This is a genomic window from Pantoea sp. MBD-2R (assembly GCF_039134845.1).
In the GTDB taxonomy this organism is placed as follows: Bacteria; Pseudomonadota; Gammaproteobacteria; order Enterobacterales; family Enterobacteriaceae; genus Erwinia.
Map to the genome: position 1 here is coordinate 1,076,951 of NZ_CP152417.1, position 17,220 is coordinate 1,094,170.

At 53.7% G+C, this 17,220-nt stretch carries 18 protein-coding genes; 12 read left to right on the forward strand and 6 right to left on the reverse strand.

What is annotated here, in order from left to right:
* Positions 1–64: 64 nt before the first annotated feature.
* Complete coding sequence (locus AAGQ96_RS04955) at positions 65–235, reverse strand: general stress protein (RefSeq protein ID WP_342754990.1); 171 nt, start codon at positions 233–235, stop codon at positions 65–67.
* A 430-nt stretch (positions 236–665) separates the two neighbouring features.
* On the opposite strand from AAGQ96_RS04955, the gene AAGQ96_RS04960 reads away from it, so the two are divergent.
* Entirely contained in the window at positions 666–1,883 is a 1,218-nt protein-coding gene (locus AAGQ96_RS04960; RefSeq protein ID WP_147195664.1) for a multidrug efflux MFS transporter, read from the forward strand.
* A 30-nt stretch (positions 1,884–1,913) separates the two neighbouring features.
* Here the strand turns inward: AAGQ96_RS04960 and AAGQ96_RS04965 are convergent, their stop codons facing one another.
* On the reverse strand, positions 1,914–4,994 hold the full coding sequence (locus AAGQ96_RS04965; RefSeq protein ID WP_342754991.1) for a beta-galactosidase: 3,081 nt from the start codon (positions 4,992–4,994) through the stop codon (positions 1,914–1,916).
* 274 nt (positions 4,995–5,268) lie between these two features.
* Here AAGQ96_RS04965 and AAGQ96_RS04970 point away from each other — a divergent pair, with 274 nt between their 5' ends.
* The 3 genes from AAGQ96_RS04970 (at position 5,269) to AAGQ96_RS04980 (ending at position 7,565) form a co-directional block, all read left to right on the forward strand.
* Positions 5,269–5,424, forward strand: a complete 156-nt coding sequence (locus tag AAGQ96_RS04970) for a hypothetical protein (protein ID WP_168199594.1) — start codon at positions 5,269–5,271, stop codon at positions 5,422–5,424.
* Between the two features lie 210 nt (positions 5,425–5,634).
* Positions 5,635–5,895 carry an anti-adapter protein IraP gene (iraP, locus tag AAGQ96_RS04975; protein WP_147195668.1) on the forward strand — a complete coding sequence of 87 codons (261 nt, stop codon included), beginning with the start codon at positions 5,635–5,637 and terminating at the stop codon, positions 5,893–5,895.
* 149 nt (positions 5,896–6,044) lie between these two features.
* Positions 6,045–7,565 carry an FAD-dependent oxidoreductase gene (locus AAGQ96_RS04980; RefSeq protein ID WP_342754992.1) on the forward strand — a complete coding sequence of 507 codons (1,521 nt, stop codon included), beginning with the start codon at positions 6,045–6,047 and terminating at the stop codon, positions 7,563–7,565.
* A 213-nt stretch (positions 7,566–7,778) separates the two neighbouring features.
* On the opposite strand, the gene proC is transcribed toward AAGQ96_RS04980, so the two are convergent.
* The gene (gene proC, locus AAGQ96_RS04985; RefSeq protein WP_147195672.1) at positions 7,779–8,588 is read right to left on the reverse strand and encodes a pyrroline-5-carboxylate reductase; all 810 of its coding nucleotides are present in this window, start codon (positions 8,586–8,588) and stop codon (positions 7,779–7,781) included.
* A gap of 99 nt (positions 8,589–8,687) precedes the next feature.
* Here proC and AAGQ96_RS04990 point away from each other — a divergent pair, with 99 nt between their 5' ends.
* From AAGQ96_RS04990 to AAGQ96_RS05000, 3 genes are read left to right on the forward strand one after another with little or no spacing between them, the layout of a single operon-like run.
* Positions 8,688–9,206 (forward strand): hypothetical protein, encoded by a 519-nt coding sequence (locus AAGQ96_RS04990; protein WP_342754993.1) that lies wholly within the window; start codon positions 8,688–8,690, stop codon positions 9,204–9,206.
* Positions 9,207–9,215: 9 nt separating this feature from the next.
* Positions 9,216–9,662, forward strand: a complete 447-nt coding sequence (locus AAGQ96_RS04995; protein ID WP_147195675.1) for a YetF domain-containing protein — start codon at positions 9,216–9,218, stop codon at positions 9,660–9,662.
* A 46-nt stretch (positions 9,663–9,708) separates the two neighbouring features.
* The gene (locus tag AAGQ96_RS05000; RefSeq protein ID WP_147195676.1) at positions 9,709–10,161 is read left to right on the forward strand and encodes a YaiI/YqxD family protein; all 453 of its coding nucleotides are present in this window, start codon (positions 9,709–9,711) and stop codon (positions 10,159–10,161) included.
* A 59-nt stretch (positions 10,162–10,220) separates the two neighbouring features.
* Here the strand turns inward: AAGQ96_RS05000 and AAGQ96_RS05005 are convergent, their stop codons facing one another.
* Positions 10,221–10,925 (reverse strand): DUF2076 domain-containing protein, encoded by a 705-nt coding sequence (locus AAGQ96_RS05005; protein ID WP_342754994.1) that lies wholly within the window; start codon positions 10,923–10,925, stop codon positions 10,221–10,223.
* A 301-nt stretch (positions 10,926–11,226) separates the two neighbouring features.
* On the opposite strand from AAGQ96_RS05005, the gene aroL reads away from it, so the two are divergent.
* The 4 genes from aroL to ppnP all read left to right on the forward strand — a co-directional run bounded on the left by aroL (position 11,227) and on the right by ppnP (position 13,678).
* Positions 11,227–11,751 carry a shikimate kinase AroL gene (aroL, locus tag AAGQ96_RS05010; RefSeq protein WP_147195680.1) on the forward strand — a complete coding sequence of 175 codons (525 nt, stop codon included), beginning with the start codon at positions 11,227–11,229 and terminating at the stop codon, positions 11,749–11,751.
* Between the two features lie 237 nt (positions 11,752–11,988).
* The gene (locus AAGQ96_RS05015; RefSeq protein ID WP_147195681.1) at positions 11,989–12,180 is read left to right on the forward strand and encodes a YaiA family protein; all 192 of its coding nucleotides are present in this window, start codon (positions 11,989–11,991) and stop codon (positions 12,178–12,180) included.
* A 468-nt stretch (positions 12,181–12,648) separates the two neighbouring features.
* Entirely contained in the window at positions 12,649–13,326 is a 678-nt protein-coding gene (locus AAGQ96_RS05020; RefSeq protein WP_147195683.1) for an AroM family protein, read from the forward strand.
* 61 nt (positions 13,327–13,387) lie between these two features.
* Positions 13,388–13,678: a pyrimidine/purine nucleoside phosphorylase gene (gene ppnP / locus AAGQ96_RS05025; protein ID WP_147195684.1), complete on the forward strand. Its 291-nt coding sequence runs from the start codon at positions 13,388–13,390 to the stop codon at positions 13,676–13,678.
* A 48-nt stretch (positions 13,679–13,726) separates the two neighbouring features.
* On the opposite strand, the gene rdgC is transcribed toward ppnP, so the two are convergent.
* Positions 13,727–14,638: a recombination-associated protein RdgC gene (gene rdgC, locus AAGQ96_RS05030; protein ID WP_342754995.1), complete on the reverse strand. Its 912-nt coding sequence runs from the start codon at positions 14,636–14,638 to the stop codon at positions 13,727–13,729.
* A 142-nt stretch (positions 14,639–14,780) separates the two neighbouring features.
* Between rdgC and mak the strand changes: the two genes are divergently transcribed.
* The gene (gene mak, locus AAGQ96_RS05035; protein WP_342754996.1) at positions 14,781–15,692 is read left to right on the forward strand and encodes a fructokinase; all 912 of its coding nucleotides are present in this window, start codon (positions 14,781–14,783) and stop codon (positions 15,690–15,692) included.
* Positions 15,693–15,700: 8 nt separating this feature from the next.
* Here mak and eat read toward each other — a convergent pair whose 3' ends face one another.
* A complete protein-coding gene (gene eat / locus AAGQ96_RS05040; RefSeq protein WP_147195689.1) occupies positions 15,701–17,065 on the reverse strand; it encodes an ethanolamine permease in 1,365 nt (454 codons plus the stop codon).
* Positions 17,066–17,220 lie beyond the last annotated feature (155 nt).

Sequence of the window (17,220 nt, forward strand, 5' to 3'; positions counted from 1 at the left end):
AAAATAAAAGCCCCGGCCTATCCGGAGATAAACCAGGGCAGATAAAAAACATATTCAGGCAACGTCAGCTACGGCTCTTGCTGCCGCTCTGACCGCCTTTTTTACCGGCGTCAGAGGCTTTTTCCCGATCGTTGCTAAAGCTGCCGCTGCTTTGCTGGCCGCCTTTTTTGCCTGCTTCAGATGCACGTTTACGATCTTCGGCAAAATTTCCTGATCCACCACGATGATTTGTCATAATAATCTCCAGTCATTTTAGATTATAAAATAAAATGCCATTATTCAGCTGATGTAATGAACATTTCGTCGTGTTGAAAGTAAAGTGTAGATGCCATGGCTGTATATTCAAGTTATGAGATTAATTAATTAAAAATTAGGCCATTACTGTTTGTAATAATGGAAAATACAATAAATGTTACAGCCAGAAAGATTTGTTTTCACCGTTAGCAGAATAAGAAAGAGTTTTGATAGGGTGCGTTTTCCTGCCCTGAGACGTTTGCGAAAGGAGAGAGCATTCTGCTCTTCTTCAGAGTTTTGTCTCCTGTAAGAGCGAGTAGGCAGCAGACTACGCTAAAATGATCGCTATCCCGCGTTTTGTTGCTCTTAACCAAAAAGCGCTTGATACACTCTGAACTTGCGCAGCTGCTATAAGGCTTTAAAACGGTAAGATGGAATCCTGGAAGGTTAACCTCATCTCAGTCTGGTTCGGCTGCCTGTTTACCGGCCTCGCTATCAGTCAAATTATTCCTTTCCTTCCGCTCTACGTTGAGCAACTTGGCGTTACCGATCCCAGCTCGCTGACGCTATGGTCAGGACTCATTTTCAGCATCACGTTTATGATTTCCGCCATCGTCTCGCCGATGTGGGGCAGCCTTGCCGATCGTAAAGGCCGCAAGCTAATGCTGCTACGCGCTTCGCTGGGCATGGGCGTAGTCATCTTTTTGCAGGCCTTTGTCAGTAACGTTTGGCAGCTCTTGCTGCTGCGGGCGCTGATGGGACTCACCTCCGGCTATATCCCCAATGCCATGGCGCTTGTCGCGTCACAGGTGCCGCGTGAGCGTAGCGGCTGGGCGCTGAGTATGGTGTCAACCGCGCAGATATGTGGGGTGATTATGGGACCGCTAATGGGCGGCTTTCTGGCCGATTGGGTGGGATTGCGCGCCGTTTTCCTGATTACTTCCTGTCTGCTGCTAACCAGTTTTCTGATTACGCTGTTTCTGATTAAAGAAACAGGTCTGCGGCAGGCAAAAAAAGGCGAGAAGCTCAGCGGCAGTATGGTCTTTCGCTCGCTCAGTCATCCTGGGCTTATCGTCAGTCTGTTTATTACAACGCTGGTTATTCAGCTCTGCAATGGTTCTATCAGCCCGATCCTGACGCTGTTTGTACGGCAACTGGAACCCGATGTGCAGAACATTGCCTTTATTAGCGGCGTGGTGGCGGCGATCCCTGGCGTTTCAGCGCTGTTTTCCGCGCCGAAGTTGGGGAAGCTGGGTGACCGGATTGGCGCGCAGCGCATTCTTTTTGCAGCATTAATGCTGACCATCATCCTGTTTATGGCCATGTCGTGGGCAGACAGTGCACTCCAGCTCGGGGCATTACGTTTCCTGCTTGGCTTTGCCGAAGGGGCGATGATGCCAGCGGTGCAGACTCTGCTGCTGCGTTACTCCAGCGACCGCATCACCGGAAGAATATTCGGTTATAACCAGTCGTTTATGTATCTGGGGAATGTCGTTGGCCCGCTGCTGGGATCGGGGATTTCCGCTATCGGTGGCTTCCGCTGGGTTTTTGCGGCAACGGCCGTGGTGGTGTTGGCAAATACCGTTCAGCTAATGATGATGTGGCGTCGCAGGCAGCCTGACCAGCCGCCTGCCGATAAACCGGCCTGAGAGAAGCATCCCGGGCCGGATTTTCAGGCGTTACTTCGCCCTCAGCACGATGCTGTATGGGTAAGTCTGTGCAGAGAGCAGAAAATCCGGGCTGACGCTGGGGCTCCAGGAGTCATCGCCGCCCACGCCCATATGATAACCATCAATATGCAGCCAGCGACCTTCTTCCGGCTGCAATAAATGGCGATGCGAGACGTCACGTAGCTGTTCGAGGCTGTAAGGGCTTAATGAAAAATGGAAGTCGCCGCTGACGTGCAGCCTGCCAAATTCCAGTTCTCTGGTTCCGCCTCGCAGCCCATTTTCACAAGGAAAAACATAGGGCGTGTAAAGTTCATCGGGGGATAAAGTCCAGCGGGAAAATTGCGCGGCCAGCTGGCGATCGGGATAGTTTTCATGCGGTCCCAAACCCAGCCAGCTCACCTGTTCTGCCGGCTGGCTCAGCCGACAGCGCAGGCCAATCCTGGCGGGTGCCGGAAGACCGGCCGCAATTTTCACCTCTACATGAAGGCTCATTTCGCCGGTATGGGTTAACTGATAAAGCTTCCTGCTGATAAAGCGAATGTCGCCCTGAAAACGCCAGGCGTGAACAGTTGCCAGCTGTGCGCCATGCCGGAGACGATCGCAGTGCAGCTCCAGTAATTCCCCCTCTAACTGGTTAAAGCCCGCGCGGTGCCAGCGCTCAATCCAGGCATTAGGATCGACCTTACTCACTTCGCTGATCCCAATATCGTTGTCCAGCGGTGCACGGACAAAGCAGTCGCGCAGGGGAGAGAGCAGCTGGGGCTGGTCGTCGATTAGCCACTGCACTAATTCACCGCTGTGGGGCGAAAACTGCCAGCGCTGGTTATGATGCAAAAACGCTATTTCGTCGGCGTTTTCCAGCAAAACGACCGCTGAACCATCATTTATTTTCTCAGGCTGTACCAGCTGTGACGGGAGTCGCCATTGATCCCAGGCAACCCGCCGTCCGGCATCAGACCAGGGCGTGGCCTGCGTTTGTATAACGGCAACGTTTAGCCAAAGCTCACCGCTCAGAGCAGGAATGTCGCCCAGCACCAGTGAAACGCTGGCTTCAGGTGCCAGCTCAAGCCTTTGTTCGCCACCGGCTACGCGTTTGCCGTTGTGTTCAATGTGCCAGTGCAGCTGCTCGTTATCGCTGAAGCGAAACAGATATTCGCTGCGGATAGCTATGGTTAGCGGTACCGTCTCCTCCAGCGTAAACTGGAAGAACTGCTGCGCGCGCTGCGCTTCAAACAGGGAAGGGTGCGGCGTGCGATCGGCAAAAACCAGGCCATTCATGCAGAACTGACGATCGTTAGGCTTGTCGCCAAAATCACCGCCGTAGGCTTGCCAGGGCTGGCCCTGCTCATCGTAACGCGTCAGGCTCTGGTCCACCCAGTCCCACACGAAGCCGCCCTGCAAACGAGGAAATTGGCGAAACGCCTGCCAGTAGCGGGCAAAACCTCCGAGACTGTTGCCCATGGCATGAGCATATTCACACAGAATCAATGGCCGGTTTTCCTCCGGCAAGCCAATCCATTTTTTTAGCGACCACTTGGGCACGGCGGCAAACGGCTGGTCCTGATCGACTCGCGCATACATTGGGCAAATAATGTCGGTTGCCGCCGTATTCGCGCCGCCCCCTTCATATTGCACAGGACGAGTGGTATCGCTGCTTTTAACCCAGCGATAAAGCGCATCATGCGTACTGCCATGGCCGGACTCGTTGCCCAGCGACCAGATAATGATGCAGGCATGATTGCGATCCCGCTGCACCATGCGGGTAACGCGTTCACTAAAAGCATTGAACCACTGCGGATCGTCAGACAGGCGGTTCATGGGCTGCATGCCGTGCGTTTCGATGTTGGCTTCATCCACCACATAGAGACCATAACGGTCGCACAGCCGATACCACAAAGGATGATTGGGATAATGCGAGCAGCGTACCGCGTTGAAATTATGCTGCTTCATCAGCCGGATATCCCGAATCATCGTCGCCTCGTCCATGACCTGGCCGTTTTCAGGATGATGTTCGTGGCGGTTAGTGCCCCGAATCAGTAGCGCTTTGCCGTTGAGTTTCAGCAGTCCCTGATGAATTTCTATTTTGCGAAAACCCACATCATACGCTTCGACTTCCAGCAGATGACCCGACCGATCCAGCAGAGAAAGAGTGGCACGATAGAGATGAGGGGTTTCGGCACTCCAGAGCAGCGGCCGTTCAACATGCAGATTCACAGTGGTGCGATCGTGATAGCACCCACGCTCATCAACGGTCTGGCTGATCAACGACTGACGCTGTACGGCGACGCAGCGATCGTTGTGCCATAGCGCGACCTCGACCTGGTAATCGCTGGCCTCAATGTGCGAGCAAACGGCCAGCACCTGTAAACGGGCGGAGTGAAATTCCGGGCTGAGATGCGTTTCAATCTGAATATCTTCAAGCCGCACGCTGGGCTTATGCAACAGGCTGACATCGCGGAAAATTCCGCTCATACGCCACATATCCTGATCTTCCAGGTAGCTGCCATCGCTCCAGCGCAGTACCAGCACCGCAAGCCGGTTTTCGCCAGCCTGTAACGCAGGCGTCAGATCGAATTCTGCGGTCAGGCGGCTGTCTTGCGAATAACCGATAAAATGCGCATTACACCAGAGATAAAAGGCGGAGTTTACGCCTTCAAACTGAATACGAACCTGTCCATCCGCCAGCCAGTCATCGGCACAGTAGAAGGTGCGGGAGTAGCAGCCGGTCGGATTTGTGACGGGAACAAAGGGCGGATCGACCGGGATTGGGTACTGCACGTTGGTATAAATGGGACGATCGAAGCCCGCCAGCTGCCAGTTGGCGGGAACGGTTAGCCGCCCGGCATCGCTAAGATCCGCTTCCAGCCAGTGCTCCGGTACCTGTTCCGGCTGAGAAAAATAGCTGAATGTCCATTCGCCATTCAGTAACTGAACGCTGGCGCTGGGCGCGTCATCTTTTGCATCCTGAAGCGAGCGCCAGCTTGCAAAAGGGGGATGCGAAGGCAGGCGATAAAGTTGAGTGATGGCTGGATTTTCCCAGTCACGACGGATGAGCAGCTGCGGCAGCGTTAACGAACGAGCGAATGTCATGGCGATACCCCGAAAATGTTATGCGCTCACATTGACGAGGAAGTGGGGCGCTGTAAAGTCGTAAACAGCGATCCTGCGAGCTGGCTCGCAGCAAATTACCCTGAGCTTTTTCCGGTAATGCCTGACAAGGGTTAGTATTAATACGGATTACCGCAATGAAACCGTTAAGCGCTGTTACCCGCCGTAAAAACCGCCCCGAACAGGAATCTTCTGCATTGTCGGCAACTAAAACGGCGCTTACTATCAGCGCCAACGTTACCACGAGGAAATAACGATGAGTCGATTGATCAAAGCAGTAAGTGTCATTGCGCTGGTAACAGCCCTGAGCGGTTGTCTGTTCCCACCTCCGGGCGGCGGTGGTGGCGGTGGTGGTGGCTGGGGCGGTGGCGGCGGCCCTCGCGGCGGCTTCTCACAAGGCCCAGGCCACTAATAATGACAGGAGCCAGAGCGGATACTCTGGCTCCTGATCTTTTATCGCTTTACTTTCTGTTCTGCAAAGTAATATGCGAGCGATAGCGGGATAATTTGGCTTAACTCACGAATAATTAACGCGATTATCTGTTTTCTTTTTACCTGCCCGATGTTACCGTCTCGCCTCAGATGAGACATTCGTCTCGTTCAACAATAACTGAGACCTTCCATGAAAAATCTTATCGCTGAACTGTTAGTCAGACTGGCGGAAAAAGAAGAAGAATCAAAAGAACTGGTGGCTCAGGTTGAGGCATTGGAAATCGTAGTGACCGCCATTCTGCGCAAACTGGAAGTCGGCCAGTTACAGCAGATTACCGATAATATCAGTCAGGCGATGCAAAGCGCTTCAGATTCGCAAAACGTCAACAGCCATGACAGTTCTATGCTGAATAATTATATCCAGCGTCTGCTTACTCACCCGCGTAATTAACATTTCTAACAAAAAAAATAATTCATGAAAATCATCTAATTAATTTTAAAATCCCCGCAGTTTCGGCCTCCTGGCGTGGTCGATCTCCCTGTTAATGCCAGGCTTATTACTTCTCAACGTGTCACAACATAAGAAGAAAGGAGCCTGTCGTGAGCTATCAAAATGCCATTGTCCTCCAGGACTTACCCTCGTTAAAACCTGTCAGAGTGCCTGTCGGTGACGAAGAAATTTTGCTCATCCGTGATCAGCAAGAGGTGAAAGCCTTTCAGGCAAAATGTCCCCATTCCGGCGCGCCATTAGAGCAGGGCGCTATTTACGACGGAAAGCTGGTTTGCCCCTGGCACAAAGCGAATTTTGACATCAAGGATGGCAGCCTTTGTGAACCGCTGGCCTTAAGCGATCTGAAACGCTATCCAGTGCGGGTTGAAAACGGAATGGTGCAGGTAAACCCTCAACCGCTGCCCGCGTATTCGTTTGCTGCCGATCGTCAGGAGCCGGTATTCGTCATTTTAGGATCGGGCGCGGCGGGTGCGGCGGCAGCATGGACGCTGCGTCGCGAAGGTTTTGCAGGTAAATTGATCCTGGTCGATCGTGAAACCGAAGCGCCTTACGATCGCACGGTGCTGACTAAATTTGTGCCGTCCGGCAACATGAAAATCAGTGAAGTACCGCCGCTTTTACAGGATGATTTCATGCAGTTTGCTGAACGCAGGCACGGCGACGTGGAGCAGCTGGATAGCAAAGCGAAGACGTTACGTTTTGCCGATGGCTCGACGCTGCATTATGACAAACTGCTGATTGCTACTGGCGGTATCCCTCAGCGTCCGGATTTGCCTGCGCTGTTTGGCGTTCACGTGCTCAGGAGCATTGAACAGGCAGATACGTTGCTGAAAGAGGTGGATGACAGCAGCCAGCTGGTGATTATCGGTAACAGCTTTATCGGGATGGAGCTTGCCTCGGCCTTACGAGCAAAAAAAATCAAAGTCCAGGTGATCGCTCGCGATCCGCTGCCGTTTAAAAAGCAGTTTGGTGAGCAGATAGCACAATACTTCCGCGATTTGCATGAGGAAAAGGGCGTTGAGTTTATCGAAGGCGAACTGGCGGATCTGAAAGGCGATAATGGCCATGTGAGCGCGGTGCAGCTTAAAAGCGGACAAACGATCCCTGCAAATCAGGTCTTACTGGCTACAGGGGTGGCTCCGGGCACCGGCTTTATCCACGATATTCCCCTTAATGATGATGGCAGCATCACCACTAACGATTATCTGGAGGTTGCCAGCGAGGTCTGGGCAGCAGGCGATATCGCCACGTTCCCGTCGGCATCTGGCTCACTGCGCATTGAGCACTGGCGAGTGGCGCAGCAGCAGGGACGGATTGCGGCAAAAAATATGTTAGGTCAGGGCGAGGAATTTGACCGGGTGCCTTTTTTCTGGACCGCGCAGTTTGGCACGCGCTATGAGTATCTTGGTCATGCCAAAGAGTGGGACGACTATCGGCTGGTGGGGTCACTGAAAGAGAAGACGTTTGTGGCGCTATACGGCCAGAGAGGTCAGCTTGCTGCGGTGGTTTCCTGCGGCATGTACACCTTTACCGCCGAACTGATCCGCAGAATGCAAAAGCCGATGACGATGGCCGAAGCGTCCGCGCTGGCGCAGAAAGCGCTGGGCTGATGATTTACTGAGACCTCTTTTTCAAGCGATATCTGAAGTAACAGTGCAAGGGCGGTAGCGAAAGGGACCCGGACCCTCCATAAAGACGCAAAAAGCGGCGTCACTGCCCACTCGATACGGGTCGTCCGTGGCCCGTGTCGCTTTATTACCGGCCCGTGTCCCTTTCGCTTTGGCAAACGCGTTGTTTGTTTGAGGAAAAGATCACCAGACTTTTTACGCGTCGCTCATGCTTTTCGATTTGGCCATACACTGCTGCATCGCCTCAATCACCGCGGAACGGAAACCTTTTTCTTCCAGCACGCGTACCGCCTCAATCGTGGTGCCGCCTGGCGAGCACACCATATCTTTCAGCTCGCCAGGATGCCTGCCGGTTTCCAGCACCATTTGCGCCGAACCTTTCACCGCCTGAGCGGCAAACTGATACGCCTGCGCGCGCGGCATTCCGCCCAGCACAGCCGCATCGGCCATCGCTTCGATAAACATAAATACGTAGGCTGGCGCTGAGCCGCTCACGCCGACCACGGAGTGGATCAGGTATTCCGGTACCAGCTCCGCTTTACCGAAACCGTTAAAGATTTGCAGGATCTCGTCTGCCTCTTCTTTTGTTACCAGCACGTTTGGCGTCACGGACGTCATTCCTTCGTTCACCAGCGCCGGTGTATTGGGCATCACGCGCACCAGCTTGCGGTCATGTCCCAGCACGTTTGCCAGAGAGTCCAGCGTGACGCCTGCGGCAATGGAGACCACGACGGTATCCTTATTGAGACTACCGGAGACCTCTTTCAACACGTTCAGGATGACGTTGGGTTTTACTGCACCAAACAGGATATCTGCCTGCTTTGCCACTTCCTGTGCGCTGTCGGCTGGCGTAATGCCATGCTGCTGCTGCATCTCATGATTGGTGGCGGCCTTACGATCGTAAACCCAGATGTTTTCTGCTTTCACCAGGCCGGAAGAGACCAGCCCGCCGATGATGGCTTTCGACATGTTGCCGCAGCCAATAAAGCCAATTTTTTTCTCCATTACACTGCATCCTGTTTTGGTTTTCACTGCCTCCAGCTTACGTCATTTCCCACCTTAATCCAGCTTCGGCTACGCTTAAGCATCGACAAGGAGCCTGCAATGGACAGTAATTCACAAGACGAAGAACGCAGCCGACATTATCCCATCCAGGAACACATGTTTTGGCAACGCGTGGAATGGCGGATCCAGCATATCGGCTATTTTTTCCTGTTCACGATAGTGATTCTGGGGGCCTGTGGGCTGTTTTCCAAAGGCATACTGAGCAAGGGCGTGGCGACCTCAAAGGAGGGGGCATTACAGGTTCAGTATGAGCGCTTTGGCCTGCTTGACAGCGATATGGTGATGACGGTCCGCGTTAAACCTCAGCATGGCGATCGTTTTACGCTGAGTATCAGCGGTGAGGAGATGGAAAATTTTCAAATCCAATCGCTTCAGCCGCAGCCGCTACAGGCGACCAGTACAAAAAACAGTCTTGAGCTTAGCTGGGCTTCTCCACGATTTCGTGATGGCGCAACGGTTTGGATTGGCGCTCAGGCACAAAATCCGGGACGTTTTCCGGTGACGATTACTCTGGATAACGCCACCAGCGTGCATTTTACCCAATGGATTTACCCTTAGGAGCCGCTGATGGAAACCGTATTACGCGCAGCAAGTATGTATCTGCTGCTGATGATTGTCTTGAAGATTGCCGGGCGTCGTACGCTGCTGGAGATGACCTCGTTCGATCTGATTTTACTGTTGATTATCAGTGAGGCGACCCAGCAGGCGCTGTTGGGAAATGATTTTTCCGTGACGGGTGCTTCGCTGACCATTATTACGCTCATTGTGGTTGATATCCTGTTCGGCATGATGAAAGCCCGCTTTCCCCGGCTGGACAGGTTAATTGACGGCACGGCGCTGATCCTGGTAGAACATGGGCGCCTGCTGCCGGAACGTGCCCGCCGTGCCGGGATTTCTGAAGATGATATCCTCAATACAGCCCGCAGCAGCGCGGGTCTGGAGCGGTTGGATCAGATCAAATTCGCCATCCTGGAGAAAAACGGTAAGATCAGCATTATTCCAGACAGCCAGTAACCGGCTTCTGGCTGACAATGCCTTACCTGGTTAAAGGGAACCTGCTATGCCGATTTGGGTGGATGCCGACGCGTGTCCAAAAGTGATTAAAGAAGTGTTGTATCGCGCGGCTGACCGCGAACAGATGATGGTGACGCTGGTGGCGAATCAGCCCTTGAGCGTACCGCCTTCGCGTTTTTTAAAAACGCTGCGCGTACCGGCTGGCTTTGACGTAGCCGACAATGAGATTGTGCAAAGGGCTCAGGCTGGCGATCTGGTGATTACCGCCGATATTCCCCTGGCGGCTGAAGTGATGGAAAAGGGGGCAATTGCGCTAAACCCGCGCGGTGAACGCTACAGCGAGGCGACCATTCGTGAACGGCTGACTATGCGCGACTTTATGGACACGATGCGGGCGAGCGGCATCCAGACCGGTGGCCCCAGCACGCTAAATCAGCGTGACCGGCAGCAGTTTGCCAACGAGCTGGACAAGTGGCTACAGGCGCAAAAAAAACGCTAATCCAGGATTAGCGTTTTTAACGAGGTGGAAGAAAAGGGGGGAATCCCGCTCGCTACGCTTTAAACAAAGCTGTCGTCGTCGCCAAAGTCATCGCTGTCGAAGCCGTCGCTGCCGAAATCGCTATAATCATTGGCGTAGTCCTGCTGTAGTCCGGCATCCTGATTCAGGAACTGACCGTCGCCGTGATTAAAGGTATCAAGATTGTTATCGAAGCTCTCCTGCGGCATCGCAGGCTCGTTGATAATATTGACGATCTCTTCCGGCTGAGAATGATGGAACATGCTGGTAAGCATATCTGCCATTACCACACCACCCGCCACACCGACGGCCGTTTGCAGCGCGCCGCCTAAAAAGCCTCGGGTTGCTGAAGGCGCTGCGGGCGCAGGCGCATAGCCCTGCTGCTGGGGTGGCGCATAGCCCTGTTGCTGCTGTGGCGCATTACCCCAGGGTGATTGCTGAGGCTGGGCTGGCTGCGGCTTGTTACCGCCACCAAACAAGCCGGACAGGAAGCCGCCGCTACTCTGCTGCGGTTGCTGCGCCTGCGCCAGTTTGGCTTCCAGCTCGTTAACACGGTTATTAAGCTGCTTCATTGCCGCTTCCTGAATCAGGATCGCCTGCGCCATATAATAAGGTGCGCCGGGCTGCTGCTGTAGCTGCTGCTGGATCAGTTTTTCAGCTGCGGCATCGCGCGGACCTGACTGGGTTTCGGCCTGTTTTAGTCGGCTAAACAGGCTTTCAATTAGCTTTTGTTCTTCGCTCTGCATAAGGGATCCCTCAATGACGGATAATTACCTTATATTGGGTCAGAACAGCAGAAAGTAAATGGGGTTCGGGTAAGGAAATGTTGCCGCGCGTTACGACCATCTTTTAATTGTGTAAAGATTAATTCACACCCTCTTTATGTTGTTAAATCAACGTAATATCAACAAAAATGCCTTTTGGGGGTGTAAAGAAATAGTGACTACTGGTGACGGCAGAAAATAATCGGTATGATGCGGTGCATTAATCATCATCCGTAATCGCCGCCTGGATCGCGACGACGAACAAGCTGAGGAAGGACCAGTTATGCCTTTACCCATTTATCTGATCGGCGCGCGTGGCTGTGGAAAAACGACCGTAGGTCAGGCTCTGGCTTGTGCGCTGGGCTATGCCTTCAGCGATACCGATCGTCATCTGCAAAACACCACTGGCCGGACGGTTACGGACATTGTCGCAGCGGAAGGATGGCAAGGCTTTCGACAGCGTGAAACGCATTCACTGCACGCCGTTACGCAACCGGGCGCCGTTATCGCGACGGGGGGCGGCATGGTGCTGGCGCCGGAAAATCGTGCCTTTATGCGTGAGCACGGGCAGGTTATCTATCTGAATGCCGAGGCTGGCGTTCTGGCGGCGCGTCTGGAAGCGTACCCGGAACAGGAGCAGCGTCCTACTCTTACTGGCCGTCCCATTGCTGAAGAAATGGTTGAAGTGCTGGCCGCGCGCGATGCGCTTTATCAGGAAACCTGTCATGTGGTTATCAACGCCATGCAGCACCCTGACAAGGTAGTGGAAAGTATTATTTCCGCGCTCGCGCTGGCGCGAGCCAGTTAAAATTCGCTTCTGCCGCCATCGCCTTTAGCTCAGGCGTGCTGTAGCTGCTGAACACGCCGCCGGCGTGGATGCGTGCCTGATTTAACTCTTCTGACCTCTGTATTTGCTGCGAATTGTCTCAACTTCTTACCGGAAGGCAGAGAATTATCAACCCTTGTCTATACTTAAAGCACGGAGACGCTGTGCAGGCCAACGTTGCCAGCCAGAGTGAAAGTTCTTAAACAAGAGGGAAATCGTATGCCAGGCAGACCGCCGTATCCACGAGAATCGCATATCGTACCGGTAGAAAAAGGGTCCTCAGACAAAACTGTCACGTGGTATGAACTCCGTGCCGATCACCCTAAACCCGATACGTTGATTAGCGAGCATGAAACCGAGCAGGAAGCGCTGGACGCGAAAGCGCGTTATGAAGACAAAGAGAAAGAATGATCCAGACCGGCAGGGATGCCGTATAACCAACTGATAGTATTGTGTTCAGTTGCTGTACAGCCGGGGCCGGCCTTTTTGTCCCGTTAAATTCAGCACATTCTACTGTAAATCAGGGCCAGCGAGGGGCAACGCTCATCTGTTTGCTTATTCTGGTCATTCATTTTTAATAAAAGCCTTTATTTTCAACAGATCTCACTGCGTAATTTTGTTCTGCCAGTGGGATTAAAGCTTGACCCCGGCCGGGCGGCATCATATTTTCGCTGCAACTAATCATTGTCCCTGACCGCAAGCTTTTCTAAAGCCAAACTGGATAAAGCATTGACCGACTTTTTGACAGACACCCTTACACCAAGTGAAACACTGATCCGTTCCGAGGCAGAAGCTGCGTTTTCATTCTTTGAAACAGCCGATTGTGGTACCAGTAAGCACCAGACCGCCGATACAGTGAATATTGCGGAAAGAAATAGAATGAAACAAACGCTCGCCACTTTAACCCTGGGACAGGCACCTCGCCGCGATCTTCAGCCTTTGCTGCTGGAACATCTGCCGGAAGACAGAATTGCCCATTTTGGCCTGCTGGACGGTTTGTCAGCGGCTGAAATCGAACAGCGCTATGCGCCGCAGCCGGGTGAGAAAGTGACGATGACACATATGGAAGACGGATCCTATGTCGTGCTCTCAGCCGCGCGAGTAGAAATCGCGTTGCAAGAACTGATCAAGAAACTGGAAGACCAGGGTTTTGAAACCTTTTTGCTGCTCTGTAGCGGCGAATATAAAAACCTGGTTGCCGAGAATGCCGTTCTGCTTGAGCCCTACAGCATTTTGCCGCCGCTGGTAAATGCTATTACCGGTGGGCATCAGGTTGGCATTATGGTAGCGCGCGAGGAGTATCTCGACGAGCAGGCCTATAAATGGCAAAGTCTGGCGCAGAAGCCCCATTATGTGGTGGCAAATCCCTGGCAGCCAACGGATCATGAACTGACTGAGGCCGCATTGCAGCTTCAGGAGCAGGGCGCGGATGTCGTGGTGCTGGATTGCCTGGGCTTTCATCAACGCCATCGTGATTTTCTACAGAAAATGTTGGGCATTCCCGTGCTGTTATCCAATACGCTGATTGCTAAACTGGCAGCGGAACTGGTGGCATAAACCAACACGGTCCGGGGATGGCACGTTACTTACCTTTGTCTCTGATTCTAAGGATATTTCTATGCTCAATGTCAGTGAGTACTTTGAAGGAAAAGTGAAATCGATCGGGTTTGACAGCGCCAGTACCGGACGCGCCAGCGTCGGGGTGATGGTGGAAGGGGAATATACGTTTGGCACGGGTCAGCCTGAAGAGATGACCGTGGTAAGCGGCTCGCTGGCTGTGCTGTTGCCTGGCGACACAGAGTGGCAACACGTTGGCCCGGGCGAGGTTTTTAACGTGCCGGGTCATAGCGAGTTTCATCTGCAAGTTGCCGAGCCTTCGGCCTACCTTTGCCGTTATCTGAAAGACTAACGTCACGGTATTTGCCAGCGCTGAATAAGCAGCGCTGGCAGAAAACCCTTAACGCTGAGCTTCGCCGCCCAGTGCTTCAATGGTGTTACCTATCAGCGCCGTCAGCTCGCCGGTCATCAGAATAAAGTCCGCATCAAAACGCGCCGCCACATCTTCACGATCGATATCGTCATTCTGTTCACGTAGCGTATCGGCAAACTTCAGGCGTTTCAGAGAGCCGTCATCCGACAGCACCAGCTGTACACGCTCCTGCCAGTCCAGCGCCAGTTTCGTCACCAGCTTGCCCGCTTCAATATGATTCGCAATTTCATCGCAAACCAGATCCTGCTTCTTACAGCGGATTACGCCGCCATCTTCCAGCAGCGCCTTCAGCTCCGCTTCATCCATCAGCGCAAAGCCTGCTGGCGTATCGCCAGAACGCACCCACTCGGTCAGGGTCAGCTCGATAGGGCTTTCCAGCGTCAGCGGCACCACCGGCAGCGATCCCAGGCTTTTACGCAGCAGCGCCAGCGTATCTTCCGCTTTTTTAGCGCTCGCGCAGTCAACCATGATCATGTTGTTGATGGTATCAATCCATAAAAAGGTCTGGCTGAAACGGCTAAAAGCGCGTGGCAGCAGGCTGTGCAGCACTTCATCCTTCAGTGAATCCTTTTCGGTCTTTTTCAGCTTGCGCTGTTGTTCCGCTTCCAGCTTGCTGATTTTGGCTTCCAGCGCCTGCTTAATCACCGGCGAAGGCAGGATTTTTTCTTCTTTGCGAGCGCAGATCAGAATTTGTCCGTTATTGACGTGAGTCAGCGCCTCGCCCCTGGAACCCATCGGAGAAACCCAACCGGTTTTTGCCATATCCTGGCTGCCGCAAGGAGTGAAAGAGAATGCCTCAAGTTGTTTTTCCATCTCGTCCACCGCCAGCGGGATCTCGCGATTCAGACGATATACCATCAAATTTTTAAACCACAGCATTGTGCTTTCCCTCTCCGGCGCTTCGTGCGCGCTAATACAAAGTCAGCGCGCATGATAGCGAATCGGCGGCGGGGTTTCATTGTGTTTCCGCCAGACCCCTTCTAAGGTAAATGTCAGGCTTTTAAATAATGAGGAATAACAAGTGCGTATCGGCGTAGATTTAGGCGGCACGAAAATTGAAGCGATCGCGCTGGATAAGCAGGGCGCCACGCTGTTCCGTCATCGTGTGGCAACCCCGAAAGGCGATTATCATCAGACAATGCGCGCGGTGACGGAGCTGGTTCGGTTGGTTGAAGAAAAAACGGGCCAGCAGGGTAGCGTCGGCATTGGCATTCCAGGTTCGCTTTCTCGCCTGACGCAGCGGGTCAAAAACGCCAATTCAGCCTGGCTGAACGGCCAGCCGCTGAGAGAGGATCTGCAAAAAATGTTAGGCCGTGAAGTGCGTGTCGCCAACGACGCTAATTGCCTGGCGGTTTCCGAAGCTCAGGACGGGGCAGCAGCCGGGTTCCAGACGGTGTTCGCCGTCATTATTGGCACCGGCTGTGGGGCTGGCGTGGCGCTAAACGGCCTGTCGCACAATGGCAGCAATGGGAATGCGGGCGAATGGGGACATAATCCGCTGCCGTGGATGGATGAGGACGAAGTGCGTTTCAGTCAGGAAGTGCCCTGCTACTGCGGCAAAGCGGGCTGCATCGAAACCTTTGTTTCCGGCACCGGTTTTGCTACCGATTACCATCGTTTGAGCGGCATTGAGCAGCAGGGACCGGCAATCGTCGGGCTGGTGGAGAAACAGGATCCGCTGGCGGAACTGGCGTTGAGTCGTTACGAAACCCGGCTGGCAAAATCGCTGGCGCACGTCGTAAATATTCTCGATCCGGAGGTGATTGTTCTCGGCGGCGGAATGAGTAACGTGGAGCGCCTTTACCAGACGCTGCCACAGCTGATTAAGCCCTGGGTGCTGGGTGGAGAGTTCGCCACGCCAATCCGAAAGGCGATGCATGGCGACTCCAGCGGGGTACGCGGTGCGGCCTGGCTGTGGCCGCACCAGCAATAGCCAAAACGCTATTCTCCCACCAGCATTGCATCACGCGGAGCGCTGTCGCGCTGGCTTTTGGTCATCAGAAAATAGAGATATCCTGCCACCATAAATACCAGGAACAGGCCGCCGATGACCGGGTTAAACCACAGCATGGCAATCAGGCACACCAGCGCCAGCACCAGCGCGATGCCGGGCACAATCGGGTAGCCCGGCGCGCGAAACGAGCGATCCAGCTCCGGTGCGGTACGACGCAGGCGGAATAAACTCAGCATACTCATCAGATACATCACGATAGCGCCGAAAACCGCCATAGTGATCATCGCGGCCGTCAGCGTCATGCCCTGTAAATTAATCCACCCATCGCTGAAGATAGCCGCAATGCCAATGATGCCACCGGCAATAATTGCCCGATGCGGGGTTTGAAAACGGGAAAGTTTAGCCAGGCCAGCGGGCAGATAACCGGCGCGCGACAGCGCAAAGAACTGACGCGAATAGCCAAGGATGATGCCGTGGAAGCTGGCGATCAGGCCGAACAGCCCAATCCATACCAGCATATGCATCCAGTTAGAGTGCTCGCCAACAATCATTTTCATCGCCTGCGGCAGCGGGTCGTTAATATCCGACAGCTTGCGCCAGTCACCTGCGCCACCGGCTAACAGCATCACGCCGATTGCCAGCACCACCAGCGTCAGGATCCCGGCGATATAGGCTTTTGGAATGGTGCGCTTCGGATCTTTCGCTTCTTCCGCCGCCATCGCAGCCCCCTCAATCGCCAGGAAGAACCAGATAGCAAACGGGATTGCGGCAAAAATCCCGGAGACGGCCGGCATACCAAAACGATCGCCGCCAGACCAGCCGTGCGCGACAAAGTTAGTCATGCTGAAGCCTGGTGCAACCACGCCCATAAACACCAGCAGCTCCACAACCGCCAGGATTGTCACCACCAGTTCAAACATGGCGGCCAGCTTCACGCCTAAAATATTTAATGTCATAAACACAAGGTAAGCGCCGACGGCAGCGTATTTGGGATTGAGGCCCGGATACTGCACGTTCAGGTAAGCACCGATGGCCATGGCGATTGCCGGTGGCGCAAAGACAAATTCAATCAGCGTTGCCATCCCGGCAATCAGCCCGCCCGTTTCGCCAAAGGCGCGGCGGCTGTAAGCAAACGGGCCGCCAGCGTGCGGGATCGCCGTGGTCAGTTCGGTGAAGCTAAAGATAAAACAGGTATACATCGTCGCGATCAGCGCGGTAGTGACGAGAAAGCCCAGGGTGCCGGCTACGCCCCAGCCGTAACTCCAGCCAAAGTACTCGCCGGAAATCACCAGACCTACCGCAATGCCCCACAGATGTATTGTGCCCAGCGTGGGCTTTAGCTTGCTTGTCATACTGATATCCCCGTTCAAATATTGTCAGTCGATAATGCAGCCGGTGTCCGGGTGAAACTTGACGCGGCGGTAATGATTTTTGTGCTCTGCTGTCAACTCAGAAGCAAAAAAAGTGCCGGATGTACGCTAAAGTCAAAAGAGGGTCGTCTGCGGTC